13 protein-coding genes are annotated in these 13,623 nt (G+C 44.4%); 8 read left to right on the forward strand and 5 right to left on the reverse strand.

From position 1 onward, the window contains the following. Window positions 1-90 precede the first annotated feature (90 nt). On the reverse strand, window positions 91-816 hold the full coding sequence (locus C1N53_RS13975; protein ID WP_137759896.1) for a LytTR family DNA-binding domain-containing protein: 726 nt from the start codon (window positions 814-816) through the stop codon (window positions 91-93). Between the two features lie 7 nt (window positions 817-823). Further along, window positions 824-2,017 carry a sensor histidine kinase gene (locus C1N53_RS22700; protein ID WP_206077577.1) on the reverse strand — a complete coding sequence of 398 codons (1,194 nt, stop codon included), beginning with the start codon at window positions 2,015-2,017 and terminating at the stop codon, window positions 824-826. 264 nt (window positions 2,018-2,281) lie between these two features. On the opposite strand from C1N53_RS22700, the gene C1N53_RS13985 reads away from it, so the two are divergent. After that, window positions 2,282-2,593: a hypothetical protein gene (locus C1N53_RS13985; protein WP_137759897.1), complete on the forward strand. Its 312-nt coding sequence runs from the start codon at window positions 2,282-2,284 to the stop codon at window positions 2,591-2,593. 57 nt (window positions 2,594-2,650) lie between these two features. Here C1N53_RS13985 and C1N53_RS13990 read toward each other — a convergent pair whose 3' ends face one another. The 3 genes from C1N53_RS13990 to pnuC form a co-directional block, all read right to left on the reverse strand. Beyond that, window positions 2,651-3,166, reverse strand: a complete 516-nt coding sequence (locus C1N53_RS13990) for an AAA family ATPase (RefSeq protein ID WP_137759898.1) — start codon at window positions 3,164-3,166, stop codon at window positions 2,651-2,653. Window positions 3,167-3,299: 133 nt separating this feature from the next. Beyond that, a complete protein-coding gene (locus C1N53_RS22580; protein ID WP_168194037.1) occupies window positions 3,300-3,476 on the reverse strand; it encodes a hypothetical protein in 177 nt (58 codons plus the stop codon). 138 nt (window positions 3,477-3,614) lie between these two features. Continuing rightward, the gene (gene pnuC / locus C1N53_RS13995; protein WP_137759899.1) at window positions 3,615-4,367 is read right to left on the reverse strand and encodes a nicotinamide riboside transporter PnuC; all 753 of its coding nucleotides are present in this window, start codon (window positions 4,365-4,367) and stop codon (window positions 3,615-3,617) included. A gap of 118 nt (window positions 4,368-4,485) precedes the next feature. On the opposite strand from pnuC, the gene C1N53_RS14000 reads away from it, so the two are divergent. The 7 genes from C1N53_RS14000 to C1N53_RS14030 all read left to right on the forward strand — a co-directional run bounded on the left by C1N53_RS14000 (window position 4,486) and on the right by C1N53_RS14030 (window position 13,620). Further along, on the forward strand, window positions 4,486-4,803 hold the full coding sequence (locus C1N53_RS14000) for a rhodanese-like domain-containing protein (protein WP_137759900.1): 318 nt from the start codon (window positions 4,486-4,488) through the stop codon (window positions 4,801-4,803). A gap of 170 nt (window positions 4,804-4,973) precedes the next feature. Then, window positions 4,974-6,443 (forward strand): IMP dehydrogenase, encoded by a 1,470-nt coding sequence (gene guaB, locus C1N53_RS14005; RefSeq protein ID WP_137759901.1) that lies wholly within the window; start codon window positions 4,974-4,976, stop codon window positions 6,441-6,443. A 324-nt stretch (window positions 6,444-6,767) separates the two neighbouring features. Continuing rightward, window positions 6,768-8,828 carry a GAF domain-containing SpoIIE family protein phosphatase gene (locus C1N53_RS14010; protein ID WP_137759902.1) on the forward strand — a complete coding sequence of 687 codons (2,061 nt, stop codon included), beginning with the start codon at window positions 6,768-6,770 and terminating at the stop codon, window positions 8,826-8,828. 25 nt (window positions 8,829-8,853) lie between these two features. After that, complete coding sequence (locus tag C1N53_RS14015) at window positions 8,854-9,192, forward strand: STAS domain-containing protein (RefSeq protein ID WP_137759903.1); 339 nt, start codon at window positions 8,854-8,856, stop codon at window positions 9,190-9,192. Beyond that, a complete protein-coding gene (locus tag C1N53_RS14020; protein ID WP_137759904.1) occupies window positions 9,185-9,595 on the forward strand; it encodes an ATP-binding protein in 411 nt (136 codons plus the stop codon). Before C1N53_RS14015 ends, C1N53_RS14020 begins: the two co-directional genes overlap by 8 nt. 231 nt (window positions 9,596-9,826) lie before the next feature. Beyond that, the gene (locus C1N53_RS14025; RefSeq protein WP_137759905.1) at window positions 9,827-12,136 is read left to right on the forward strand and encodes a peptidylprolyl isomerase; all 2,310 of its coding nucleotides are present in this window, start codon (window positions 9,827-9,829) and stop codon (window positions 12,134-12,136) included. Between the two features lie 116 nt (window positions 12,137-12,252). Next, complete coding sequence (locus C1N53_RS14030) at window positions 12,253-13,620, forward strand: peptidylprolyl isomerase (RefSeq protein WP_256377476.1); 1,368 nt, start codon at window positions 12,253-12,255, stop codon at window positions 13,618-13,620. The last annotated feature ends 3 nt before the right edge of the window (window positions 13,621-13,623 follow it).

Here is a 13,623-nt window from a genome sequence, read left to right on the forward strand (position 1 = left end):
GGAACAGGTATCATCAGAAGCTAAAATATTTTGTAGCCACTTTGATACTTGCATATAAGACATACTATACTGCTGCTGACACTGAACATTTTATGATTTCCCGAACTTTAAGGCTCTTTCTGTTTCGTTTTTATAATGCCTGCCTATGGGAAGCTCTTTGCCCATAATATCGATGTGCGCAGGCGAATACGAATCTATCTTTTTAAGAGAAACGATAAAAGAACGATGAATGCGCAAAAACTGCTCCTCTGGCAGCATTTCCTCTAAAGAGGTAATTGTTTGCTTGGCAACAAGCTGTTTGGAAGCGGTTACAATCCGCACATAGTCTTTCAGGCTTTCAATGTAAAGGATGTCATCAACCATTACTTTCACCATTTTTCTATCTACCCGGAAATACAGGAATCGTTCTGAGCTAGTATGAGCAGGCTCTGAGTGGTTAGTTATAGCGGGTGCAAGCGGAGCATCTGATTTTATCACCTTCTGCACCGCCCTCAGAAAACGGTCGAGGGAGATTGGCTTGAGCAGGTAATCTACCACATCCAGGTCGAAAGCTTCCAGTGCATACTCCCTGTAGGCAGTTGTAAGTATAACTTTTGGCGGATTCCGAAGCGACTTTAAAAAATCTGTACCCAGCAGTTGTGGCATCTTTATGTCCAGGAACATCAGATCGACGGGATGTTTCTGCAAGGCATCGAAAGCGGCAATGGCATTATGGCACTGGCCTGTTACTTCCAGCATCGGCACCGCCTCAATATGAGACCGCAGCACTGCCAGGGCCGGTGGCTCATCATCAACAAGAAGGCAACGTATTTTCATATACAGCTCAGGAATTAGAAAAAGGCGGAAGAGTAATCTCATAATCAGGCGCAGGCGCATGCGTAAACATAGTATCCGGCTCTAAGTACAGCACCAGCGTTACAATAAACACCTCTGCCTCCCGTATAATCTTCAGTTCGTGCTGATCAGGATAGATAAGCTGCAGCCGCTTCTGTACATTTTGCAAACCAATACCTCCAGACCTGACCCCTCCTGCAGTTAAGGCACTGGCTTCCGGCAATGCATTCATCAGTTTTAACTTCAGCTTATTTTCCCGCACCGAAAGATCCAGGCTCACCCAGGCCTGATCAAGGTGCTCGCTGGCACCATGCTTAAAGCTGTTCTCCAGGAAGGGCAGCAATAACAAAGGAGCGATTAGTTTTCCATCAAAATCGCCGCTCAAGTTTACAGAAAGGTCCAGGCGGTTGCCATAGCGCATTTTTTCCAGTTCCAGGTAATCTGTTATCAGCTTTACTTCTTTCGACAGCGGTACCTTTGGTACATTGCCTTCGTACAGCATGTACCGCAACAGGCCCGACAGCTTTAAAACAACTTCAGGTGCCTCGGCAGAGTGTGTAAGGGTTAAAGAATAGAGGTTGTTGAGCGTGTTAAACAGGAAGTGGGGGTGCACCTGTGCTTTGAGCAGTTGCAGTTCGGCAGTCAGTTTTTCATGCTCCAGCTTCAGGTTTAGCTGGTTTTTCTGGTACCAGTGCTTGGCAAGCTTTATAGCTCCGGCAAATCCGGCAACAGTAAGCCCTCCCCTTACACCGCTCATCAGGCCATAGTAAAAATTACTAACCGGATGAATAACACCGATAGCTTCCCGAATTGGTATAACTATAAAATCAGAAATAGCATTGGATAGCGTGGCGACCAACAGCACCGCAAACGTAAGGCCCAGGAAGAAGTAAAGGTATTTACCTTTAAACAGATACCGCGGAATGAGCAGGTACATAAATGTGTAGCTCAGTATAATGTGCGTCGGCAGAAAAGACAAAGCCTCCATAAAAGCCAGCTCATAAGAGCGTATCAGGAGTTCTTTCTGCGGCAGCCCCTTTACAAAAAAGGTTAGGTTATCGATTGGTTTGCTCCCATACAGCAGGGTAAAGAACAAGACACAGAACATCCAGAAAACAACATGCCTGCTTATGCGATGCTGCGCCTTATTCGAAAATATAAAGTCGGGTTGTTGATGCAGCATCTGTAAAAGCTCCTCAAAAAATTAACTGGACTATACAAGTAAAGTTACGAAAACGTGTGCCTCGTACAGGAGGTTCCTGCGGGTTTGTAGACGAACTACAAAAAACATAGACGAACGACCTAATCAGCCGCTAAAATAACTCCAACGACCTTGTTTGGTAGAGTAGCCTTATTTACACTTCCTTAAGCTAATATACCAGCAAGGCAATCTTTGTTGTTGTACATTTAATACAGTAACAAACACAAACCCTTAATTCCTACAACTATGAAAAAAGAATTTTTAAAAACTGCACTGGTTCTATTCGGGCTTTCCCTTAGCTCTACAGCCGCCTTAGCCCAAGCTCCAGGCCCTAAACAAGGTTACTGGAATGTAGAAGCTGTACCCGGCAAACAAAAATTTTCGGTGGTTCGGTTTTACAACCCACAGAACCAGCTGGTGTATGAAGAAAAAATGGAGGGCATCTTTTTAGACATGACCCGCAAAAGCACCATCAAGCTGCTCAACAATTCGCTACAACAGGTAGTCAACAACTCCATTGTAACTTCTCAGTTAAAGAGCAGCTATGCAAAGAAATAAATTTTTAGAAAAAGTGTGATAGGTAAGGCCGTAAGCAATGCTTATGGCTTTCTTTTTTTATGGCTTCAGGAGCTCATCTATCTGTTGGCAAGCCAGCTGGAACCGTTGCTCATAGGTACCGTAAATTTCCACAAAATTTACCTTCAGCGCCTGTAACTCCCGCTTGTACCAATCATAAAAGAACTGGCGCAGGTGCGGGTGTTCGCGTTGCGGATCGGGCTCCCAGGGCAAGTCTACTCCCATTAATAAGTATAGATCATACTCCTGTTGTGCTAACTTTTCAGCAATAAAAGCAGGGCAATAGCCAAAGGCATGTTCACTCCATATTTTCAGCACCAGCATATCTGTATCAGAAAAAAACACTTTCTGTGCTTGCTGTATTTGCTGCTGTTCCAGAGCGAGCTGTCCCTGGGCTATGGCTTCGATATCGGCTAAAGTATAGGGCCTGTTCAGGTTTTCGATATAGGTGCGTGCAAATTCAGGCACCCAAGTGGTGTGATAGCGGCGGGCGAGTTTTTCAGAGATGGTTGATTTACCCGTAGACTCCGGGCCCGTAACGGCAATTTTTAGCATGCGGCAATTTCGCTAAAAATCAGCAGAAAAAACTGCTATAAAAAACCAGTGCCCCGTCTTTTATAAAGAGACGAGGCACTGGCTATAATAGAAAAAGTTACTCATACTGAAATTGTATTAATGTAAACCAAGGCTAATTTTCAGAGAAACTATAGTCGAAGAAATTATATACTTCTACTTCCTTTGGTCTTTTGTCGCCATACTGCCTAAAAAAAACACGCTTTGGTCGTTCATCTGGCGACTCATATCCCCACTTAAGTCTGTTTTCATACTTAAGCTCGTCGGGCAACTCCATTTTTTGCTGCTTCATAGTACCGTTGGTTTAAGGTTCAACATAACGCTACCCTCAGTGGTAGCGCAGCTAAAGGTGGCATAAACCATTTACGTCACTAACTGACGATTGGATTACCCTATTTTAGAGAAGCTTTCGGTTTTTAGAAGAATCTTCTTATACAGTAACTCTACCAGCCCTTATTTTATTGCCCCTCCTCTGCCATTCTGCCAATCCGGCAAAAGCCATCACTAACAAAACAAAATAAAAAACAGATGTAAAAACCAGTCCCTTCACAAAATAAAGCGGAATCGAGGCTATATTAGTTGCAATCCACCAGTACCAGCTCTCTACCTTCTTTCTGGCCATCAGCCACATGCCCGTATAAGCAGTAGCGCTGGCAAAGGCATCCCCCCAAGGTATCACACCAGGGTAAAAAGACTCTTTCAGGTAGATCAGGCTATAGTAAATGAGAATATACAGAACTATGAAAAAAGTTAGCTGTTGCAACAGCTGCTTTTTATTTGAAAAAGTGATTTGCAGCGCATGCTCCTGGCTTTTGTTTTTCCTGGCCCAAAGTACCCAGCCATAGATACTCAGTACCGAGTAATAAATATTAACGCTGGCCTCTCCTATTAGGTGATATTGAAAGCTTAAGTATACGTAAATAATGGTGCTGATAAGCCCCACCGGATAAACCCATATATTTTCTTTCCGGGAAAACCATACACTGGCAATTCCGGCCAGCACAGCTATATATTCCAGTAACGATGTTTGCTGCATCCCCTCTACAAACTGCTGCCACACCCCAACAAGGCTGGTAATACTCTGCGCCTGCAACAGCTTTCCAGGAATAGGCAATGATGCAATCAGAGAACAGGCTGCCTGGCTGTATGCGGCCAGATTAGAGGTAAGTGTAGAAAATTCCATTAGAAGAAATGCTAAGCAAACTTAGCTGTTAGGTAATTAAGATTGCTAATTTTGCGAATCTAAGCTTAACAGCCAAAGAAAAGGCGCAACCGCAGCAAAAATAGCCTGTATAAGAGATATGCACGAGATTACAGTACAAGAATTAAAAGACAGACTGGCCCGCCATAATAAAATGCAGCTAGTGGATGTGCGGGAACCATCAGAGTTCGAGATCTGCAATTTAGGAGGAGAACTTATTCCGCTCGGAGAGCTTCCGAAGCAGGCAAACCGCGTGCGACAGGATATACCGGTTGTGGTCATCTGCCACCACGGCTTCAGAAGCGCACAAGCTATAAATTACCTTTCTCAACGCCTCGGCTACGAGAACCTGCTCAACCTGAAGGGCGGCATTCATGCCTGGGCAACAGAAATAGACCCAACAATGGCGGTTTACTGAGGTTAATAAGGTAAATTTTTAAAAGAGGAATAACGCTGATAGAATGCGTTAGTAGATCTGACACATCTTTCCTCTAAATTTTCAAATCTTCAATTTTCCAGATTATTTATTTTTGTCATTTCTTTTTCGTAGTTTTACGCGGCAAATAAGGAACCCTAAATTTATTTGCCATGATCTTTGATCAGTCTAAGATTCAATTCGAAGCACTCACCTACGACGACGTGCTTCTTCTCCCAGCCTATTCTGAGGTTTTACCCAAAGACACAGATACATCCACTCAGCTGACGCGCAATATTCGTCTTAATATTCCGCTTTTATCGGCTGCTATGGATACTGTTACAGAAGCTGATCTGGCAATAGCCATGGCGCAGGAAGGTGGTATCGGGATTATCCATAAAAACATGTCGGTAAAGGCGCAAGCGGAACAGGTTCGCAAAGTGAAGCGTTCAGAAAGCGGCATGATCATGGACCCTATCACACTTGAGGAAACTGCCACCCTTGGCGATGCGGTTCAGATAATGACAGAACACAAAATAGGTGGTATACCTGTGGTGAATTCCGAGAACAAGCTAACAGGTATTATTACAAACCGCGACCTTCGTTTCGAGAAAGACCTTACCCAGAAAGTCTCTTCTATCATGACGCGCGACAATCTGATAACTGCTGAAAAAGGAACAGACCTGGCTAAGGCCGAAGACATTCTGCAGCAGTACAAGATTGAGAAGCTACCAGTGGTAGACCAGGATGGCAAACTGGTAGGGCTTATCACATACAAAGACATCCTGAAGAAAAAAGACAGACCAAACGCCTGCAAAGACGAGTATGGCCGCCTGCGTGTAGGTGCTGCCGTTGGTGTTACTGCCGACCTGATGGACCGTATTAAAGCATTGGTTGAAGCAGGGGTAGACGTTATCAGCCTGGATACAGCCCACGGACATTCCAAGGGAGTGATAGATGCTGTTCGACGCATAAAAGAACAATACCCTGCGCTGGAAGTAATGGCCGGTAACGTAGCCACGGCCGATGGCGCCAGGGCGCTTGCCGATGCCGGTGCAGATGCTGTTAAAGTTGGTGTAGGACCCGGCAGTATTTGTACTACCCGTATTATTGCAGGTATAGGTGTGCCTCAGCTTTCTGCTGTTATCGAAGCAGTTAAAGGCTTGCAGGGCACTGGTGTACCAGTAATTGCCGATGGTGGAATTAAATTCTCCGGTGATATTGTAAAAGCATTGGCCGGAGGGGCCAGTACAGTTATGATCGGTTCTCTGCTGGCAGGCACAGAGGAAGCCCCGGGTGAAGTAATTATTTACGAAGGCCGCAAGTTTAAAACGTATAGAGGCATGGGTTCTGTAGAAGCTATGGAAGAAGGCTCGAAAGACCGTTACTTCCAGGGCAGCGAAACAGAAACCAAAAAGCTGGTACCTGAAGGTATTGTAGGCCGTGTGCCTTATAAGGGACTTGTAGCAGAGGTTATATACCAGATGGTGGGTGGTTTAAAAGCCGGTATGGGCTACTGCGGCACGCCAACCATCGAAAAACTGCAGGATGCCAAAATGGTGAAAATAACAGGAGCCGGTCTTCGCGAGAGCCATCCGCACGATGTTCAGATTATGCGTGAAGCTCCGAACTACAGCAGATAAGCCCTCTTTCGTATAATTTAACAAATATTAATTCCAACGGGCATCAGGTAGAGGCAGCAGAATTGCCTTTTACCTGATGCCTGGAATTAACATGTAATCAGCTTTTTAAGATAACAGAACAACTATACTCTTATAGTTGTTGCTAAAATTTCAGGCTTCTTTCATAAAAAAGCCTAACCAACTCCAAATTTCTTACGTTATGCATTTGTTTCATAACGCAGGTATCTTGGGCATCAACCAAAAAAATTCTTACCTTACGGGCAACTAAAGGCTCCGACAAGCCATAACCAGTCACAGCAGAACCTAAACGCGGTTTACCGTTTTATGCTCAATAACAAAAACGCAAAAACTTTATTGGTAATTTCGGCTATTGTAAGCTGGATACTGCTGCTCTCTAGTGCATTGTTAGGGGCAGCAACTGTTCGCCAGACCGGTACTCCCTCTGCCATACTTCCTTATACTAATAATTTCCTTATAGTTGCTTTTATAGTCAGTGTCTTCTTCTACCAACGTATCCAGTCAGAAAACCTAAAAGGCATCGACTTTATCGGCTACTTATGGAACCTGTTTTCAAAAGCGGGCATAACAGCCTATTTAGGTATTGGGCTTTATTTGGGATATTTACTCACCGCCGACTCTGCCGAATCAGACGCTACTGTTCTGCTACAGGTGGTTTACCAGGTTAACTTTGGTTTGATGGTGTTCTTTCTGGCAAAGGCCTTTTATATATGGCGGCAGCTACTGTTATACCATAAAAACAAGTTCCTGCAGATTGCCTGGGATTGGTTTGAGGTGCTGCTCTTTAGCACCCTGCTGCTTACGGTGCTAAACTTCGACTATAGCAGCTATATTTTCCTGCCGCTGCTGGCTTTGCTTTCCTTTTACATTCTGTTTCTGTGCACCAACCTGAAATGGGTGGCTTACCTTACCTTTAATAAAAAAGGAAGGTCACTGGTGTTATTGGGAGCTATTTTAGTGAGCTGCTATATCTACGCCCGTTTTTTCTACGACCTGTCCGACAGGCCAGAACTGCAGATTGATTACTTTAATGTGGGCTTCCTGCTTCTGGCCATGCTTTTTGTGGGCCTGTATTCTTTGTTTGCCTTTCTGGTGGCCTTATTCAGCTTGCCTACATCAAGTGTTTTTGAGCAAAAAAGCGAAGACCTTCTCAATTTTCAGCGGTTAAGCCAATCGATACAACAGGGGCAGAGCGAGGCACAAGTTTACGAAACTCTTTTCGAAAGCACCATTAAAGCATCAGATGCCAGTGCAGCCTGGTTCGAAACCATTAAAAACAGTGCAACGCAACTTGCCTTCGAACCTTTTAACATCAGCCAGGAGGAAATCGACAGCATTAAGCAGTTGCTGGTGGCGCACAATATTCAAAGTGTCGACTACATTAACAATAACCTCGACCGCAATGCTGGTTTTCACGACCTGGGGATTCCCTGGAAGTCGCTGATCATGCTGCCGATTCACTCTAAAAAGCACCAGTTCGGGATGTTATACCTCCTGAAAGACATTGAGCAGGGCTTTGACCGTGAAACAATTAATGTGCTGAAAACTTTTACAAACCAGACCGTACTTACCATTGAGAACCTGCGTTTAATAGCTGAGTCTCTGCAGAACGAACGTTATAAGGAAGAGCTAAAAATTGCGAGCCAGGTACAGGACAGCCTTATTCCGAAATCGTTCCCGAGCGACAGCTGGTTTGAGATCAGCACGCATGCACTGGCAGCCAAAGAAGTAGGCGGCGACTTTTACGATTTCCTGCAACTCAGCGAGTCCCGCATTGCAATTATTATTGGCGATGTATCGGGCAAAGGTATTTCAGCAGCCTTTCACATGGCCCAGATGAAAGGTATTTTTCATGGGCTTATGCAGCAGGACATGGCACCGAGCGAATTTATGAAACAGGCCAATTCTGCCCTTAGCCGCTGCTTGGAGAAAACCTCTTTTATTACTTCTGCGCTATACATTATCGACTACCGCATGAAGGGCTTTATGTTTGCACGGGCAGGCCATTGCCATACGCTTTACTATAACTCCATGACGGAAGATACGTTCTACTTTCAAACGGATGGTTTAGGCCTGGGCATTATCCGGGATAAAAGCTATGCCAACCACATTCGGGAAATGTACTACGACTACAACCCCGGAGATGTAATGGTAGTTTATACAGATGGTATCGTAGAGGCCCGCAACACAGCAAACGATGAATACGGAGAAGACAGGTTGCTCTATATGCTTACGCAAACTTACCATTTAGAAGCAGAAGACATTAAGTGTGCCATTATTAACGATTTAGAAGATTTCACGGGAACAGATATCCTTTACGATGACCAGACACTGCTCGTGATAAAGTTTAAACAGACTCAACCCTAAACATAAACGAGACGTACTTACGCCGATGAAAATAACAAATGAAATAAAAGACAACACCATCGTTATGACACTGGATGGTGAACTGGATGCCAGCTCATCTGTATTGCTGGACGAAGAGCTTTCTGATCCGGAAATCATGAAGTACAGCAAGATATTGGTGGACTGCGAGAAGCTCAACTATATCTCTTCTGCAGGTTTAGGCGTATTTATTTCGCACCTGCAACGCTTCGAAGACGCTCAGATAAAGCTCATCTTCTTTAACATGCAGGATAAAGTGCGCAATGTCTTCGAAATTCTGGGTCTCGATCTGTTGATGACCATCGTTTCAAATTATGAAGAAGCAATGACCATTGCGGATGAATAATTCAATTCGAGTTAGTTGTTCTAAGAAAAATCTTAAGCAGATACGCGACTTTGTAGTAGAGTATTTGGAGGCGTGTGCGCTTTCGGATATTCTATTAAACCAGATCGTGCTGGCTGTAGATGAGATATGCGCTAATTTGATTATCCACGCCAACAAAGAGGATATCTCCAAATTTATCACGCTTGCCATCTACAAAAAAGGAAAGAACCTGAAATTTGAGATAGCAGATAACGGTATTGCCTTCAGCCGGACTGACTACAAAGAACCGAACATACAGGACAATATCCGCACAGGCAAGAAGGGCGGTGTAGGAATTGCTCTTGTAAACCGTATCATGGATAAAGTCGAATTTAAAAGCACCGGAGGCCAGAATATCTGTATTCTGTATAAGAGCATAGGCTAGTGCCTCTGCTTTACCCGCTTAACAGATTCTTCTTACAAAGTCTTATCTATTAACCAAGATTTTAAAATCCTGGCCTTTATACTTTTCGTGCATAATAAGCCGTTATCGGAACGAAATCTGGTGCAATAGGATTATAGTTATGCTTTATGACAAATCTGTCAGAAAAAATAACTAAAATTGCACCATCTGGTTACATACCAGATTAATTAAGAGTTTGTTTTTATTTCACTTATGCGCAGCAACCATCTACTTGTTGCGGTAACTGCCCTGGCCCTTGCTGGCTGTACCGCATCCAAGAAGTCTGATAACAAAGAACCTGTCATTGCTACTCTTGGCTCCCAGACCATTTCCGCTTCTGAGTTCCAGTACGTTTATAAGAAGAATAACGAAGGCAACGAAGATGCCTATTCCCGCCAGAGCGTAACAGATTATCTCGACCTGTATACCAACTTTAAACTGAAGGTACTGGAGGCCGAAGGCCGTGGATTGGATACCACGATGGCTTTTAAGCGAGAACTGGAAGGTTATAAAGAGCAAATGGCACAGCCCTACCTCACTGAAAAAAGTGTTACAGACAACCTGGTGCGCGAGGCGTATGAGCGCCTGAAGAAAGAAGTAAATGCATCGCATATTCTCATCAGTTTACCAGCCGATGCCGATCCACAGGATACGTTAGCTGCCTATAACCGTGTGCTGGAATTACGCAACCGCGTTTTGGCTGGCGAAGATTTTGCAAAGCTGGCGAGGGAAAACTCACAAGACCCTTCGGCAGCAGAAAATGGCGGTAACTTAGGTTATTTTACAGCCATGCAAATGGTTTATCGATTCGAGGATGCTGCTTATAAAACAGCCCCCGGCGACGTTTCAATGCCTGTCCGTACCCGCTTCGGTTATCATTTAATTAAAGTAAACGATGTACGTTCTGCCAACGGCGAGGTAAAAGTGGCCCATATCATGGTGCGTGCAACTCCTGGTATGCCAAAAGCAGACTCTCTGGCTGCTAAGCAACGGGTTGATGCTATCTACAAACGTGTGCAACGCAAAGAGAACTGGGAGAAGCTAACCGCTGAATTTTCTGAAGACGCTAATTCTTCTGGAAATGGCGGTGAGTTGCCTTGGTTTGGAACAGGCCGTATGATTCCGTCTTTTGAAAATGCTGCCTTTGCCCTTCAGAAAGAAGGCGATGTGGCCAAGCCTGTACTTACTCCTTATGGCTGGCATATTATCCGGTTAATAGAAAAACGCGGACTACCATCTTTCGAAGACATGGAGCAATCGTTGCGAGCAAAAGTGGCAAAAGATTCCCGGTCTGAGCTTAACAAAACAGCTTTCTTAAAACGCATTAAAGCTGAAAATAACTTTACGGAGAACGAAGCTGCTAAAACTGCCGCCCTTGGCAAGGTAACCGACGAACTCCTACAAGGCAAATGGAACTACGATGCAGCCGACAAAGCCTTAAAACAGAACTTGTTTTCTATACAAGGTAAAAACTATACAGTTGGTGATTTCTTTGCTTATGCTAAAGCGGAACAACGCCCTCGAACAACAGGTACAGCGCCTCATGCTTTCAGCCTGCTTTACGACAACTATGTAAACAAAGCGTTGCTCGATTACGAGAAGGCTAACCTGGAGCAAAAGTACCCGGACTACCGCATGCTGGTAAAAGAGTACCACGATGGTATCCTGCTTTTCCAGTTAATGGACGAAAAAGTATGGTCTAAAGCAGTGGAAGACACTACAGGACTTAAAACTTACTTCGAACAAAACAAAGAGAAGTATAAGTGGGGCGAACGTGCTCAGGCTACTATCATCAGTGCTGCCAACAAAGATCTCCTGAACAAAGTACAGGAGCAACTGGCTGTAAGACGTTATCCGCTGGTTTCTACCAAAGTGGCGGATGTTTTATTCGAGAGCAACAGCAGCACCTTAACACAAGAGGGTAAGGCAAAACTGGATGAGTTGGTGGCCCGACTTAACAGCGATGCCAGTCTAAGCTTAACCATTAACGGACATACAGATGCCCGTGAAGCAACAGGCAAGAAGAGCCTGGCAGCAGAACGCGCGCAGAAAGCGGCAACTTACTTAACAGAAAAAGGTGTGCCAGCCGATAAAATAGCAACGCAGGTGTTAGGCAAAACAAAGCAGGTAGCATCGGATAATTCTGAAGCCGGCCGTCGCCGTAACCGCAGAGCTTCTTTTGTTCTTTATTCGTCTGACTTAAACTACCTGGCCGACAACCTGAATATTGGCAACCCACTGGGAGTGCAGATAACGGAAAAGAAATTCCAGAAAGGTGAGAACAAGGCACTTGATTCGGTTAAATGGGAAAAAGGCACTTACACCACCCAGCACAATGGCCGCGAATACCTGATTGTTATTTCGGATGTGCTGGCCCCGGGTTACAAGCAATTAAGCGAAGTACGTGGAGTTGCTACATCAGATTACCAGAACTACCTGGAGCAGGAATGGATAAAGGAACTGAAAAGCAAATACCCGGTAAATGTTAAAACCGATGAAATCGAGAAGCTGATCAGAAAGTAAACCTGTTCATACTCCGGCAGCTCTTTTTGATTTAGTTAAAGTAAGATATTATCAGAATAAAGCACTAATTTGTGCGTTGATTTAGCAGCGCATACAAGTTTTAAGTTATATATACATTGAAAAAGAATAGTATATTTTCCAAAGTAGCCTTAGTAGCTCTTTTTTTAATGCTAGCTACTGTAGCTACCTTCGCCCAAGCACCAGTACGCCAAAAAGTTGACGGCATTATTGCCAAAGTAGATAACCACATTATTCTACGTTCTGAACTGGAGTTCAGCTACCAGCAGTATTTAAACCAAACAAAGCAACAACCCTCTGCTGAATTAAAATGCCAGCTCTTCGAATCGATGGTGCAAGACAAGCTGTTGCTAGCCAGAGCCGCCATCGACTCTATTACCGTAGAAGATGCCAGGGTTGTCAGCGAACTTGACCGGCGTATGAATTACCTGGCTTCGCAGGTAGGAGGCGTAGAGCGCCTGGAGCAGTACTACAAGAAGAGCGTAAGGCAGTTAAAAGATGAACTCAGACGTTCTGTACGTGAGGAATTGGTTTCTGCTAAAATGCAGGAAGAAATTAGTGGCAAAGTAACTGTAACGCCAAAAGAAGTAAGACGTTATTTCAACTCTATTCCGTCTGATAGCCTTCCGTATTTCTCCAGTGAAGTAGAACTGGCAGAAATTGTGAAATACGCAGCCGTTAGTAAAGCTCAAAAAGCAGAGGCGCGTCAGAAACTGGAAGCCATACGCGACCGTATACTCGCAGGCGAAGATTTTGCAACCCTTGCCAGACAGTTTTCTGACGATGTTGGCTCCGGGCAACAAGGTGGTGAAATAGGTTTTATGGGTAGAAGACAGCTTGTGCCAGAGTATGAAGCGGCAGCGCTTCGCCTTGAGCCGGGACAACTGTCCAACATCGTAGAATCCCAGTTTGGCTTTCACCTTATCCAGTTGATCGAACGCAGAGGTCAAGAGTTTAATTCGCGCCATATTCTGATAAAGCCTGCTACAGCAACGGTAGATATCGATGAGGCGGCTACTGCTTTAGATAGCATTCGTACCTTGATTTTAAATGACTCGATTACATTTGCTAAAGCAGCCAAAGATTTCTCTGACGACTCTAATACAAAGGATAACGGCGGTATGATGAGCAGCCCGGCAACAGGAAGCACTTATTTTCCAATGGACCAGGTTGATCCGGGGATTTTCTTTGTGATTGACACGATGCAGGTTGGTGAGATTTCAAAACCAATTGCGTTTCGTACAGCAGACGGCCAGGAGGCTGTTCGCATCATTAAACTAGTTTCTAAGTCTGCCCCTCACCTGGCCAACTTACGCGACGATTATCAGAAAATAGCAACGGCAGCACTTCGACAGAAAAAAGGAAAAGCAGTGGATGCCTGGTTTAAAAAGAATTTTGATTCCGTTTTTATAGAAATAGATCCTGAATTCCAGAATTGTAACGTTCTCCAACAACTAACGCAGTAGAAC

The organism is Pontibacter sp. SGAir0037, from assembly GCF_005491705.1.
GTDB lineage: Bacteria > Bacteroidota > Bacteroidia > Cytophagales > Hymenobacteraceae > Pontibacter.

Excerpts from the sequence above, each read along its gene's own strand:
- C1N53_RS13975 (WP_137759896.1), bottom strand. The coding sequence starts at position 816 with ATGAAAATACGTTGCCTTCTTGTTGATGATGAGCCACCGGCCCTGGCA.
- C1N53_RS22700 (WP_206077577.1), bottom strand. The coding sequence starts at position 2,017 with ATGCTGCATCAACAACCCGACTTTATATTTTCGAATAAGGCGCAGCAT.
- C1N53_RS13985 (WP_137759897.1), top strand. The coding sequence starts at position 2,282 with ATGAAAAAAGAATTTTTAAAAACTGCACTGGTTCTATTCGGGCTTTCC.
- C1N53_RS13990 (WP_137759898.1), bottom strand. The coding sequence starts at position 3,166 with ATGCTAAAAATTGCCGTTACGGGCCCGGAGTCTACGGGTAAATCAACC.
- C1N53_RS22580 (WP_168194037.1), bottom strand. The coding sequence starts at position 3,476 with ATGAAGCAGCAAAAAATGGAGTTGCCCGACGAGCTTAAGTATGAAAAC.
- pnuC (WP_137759899.1), bottom strand. The coding sequence starts at position 4,367 with ATGGAATTTTCTACACTTACCTCTAATCTGGCCGCATACAGCCAGGCA.
- C1N53_RS14000 (WP_137759900.1), top strand. The coding sequence starts at position 4,486 with ATGCACGAGATTACAGTACAAGAATTAAAAGACAGACTGGCCCGCCAT.
- guaB (WP_137759901.1), top strand. The coding sequence starts at position 4,974 with ATGATCTTTGATCAGTCTAAGATTCAATTCGAAGCACTCACCTACGAC.
- C1N53_RS14010 (WP_137759902.1), top strand. The coding sequence starts at position 6,768 with ATGCTCAATAACAAAAACGCAAAAACTTTATTGGTAATTTCGGCTATT.
- C1N53_RS14015 (WP_137759903.1), top strand. The coding sequence starts at position 8,854 with ATGAAAATAACAAATGAAATAAAAGACAACACCATCGTTATGACACTG.
- C1N53_RS14020 (WP_137759904.1), top strand. The coding sequence starts at position 9,185 with ATGAATAATTCAATTCGAGTTAGTTGTTCTAAGAAAAATCTTAAGCAG.
- C1N53_RS14025 (WP_137759905.1), top strand. The coding sequence starts at position 9,827 with ATGCGCAGCAACCATCTACTTGTTGCGGTAACTGCCCTGGCCCTTGCT.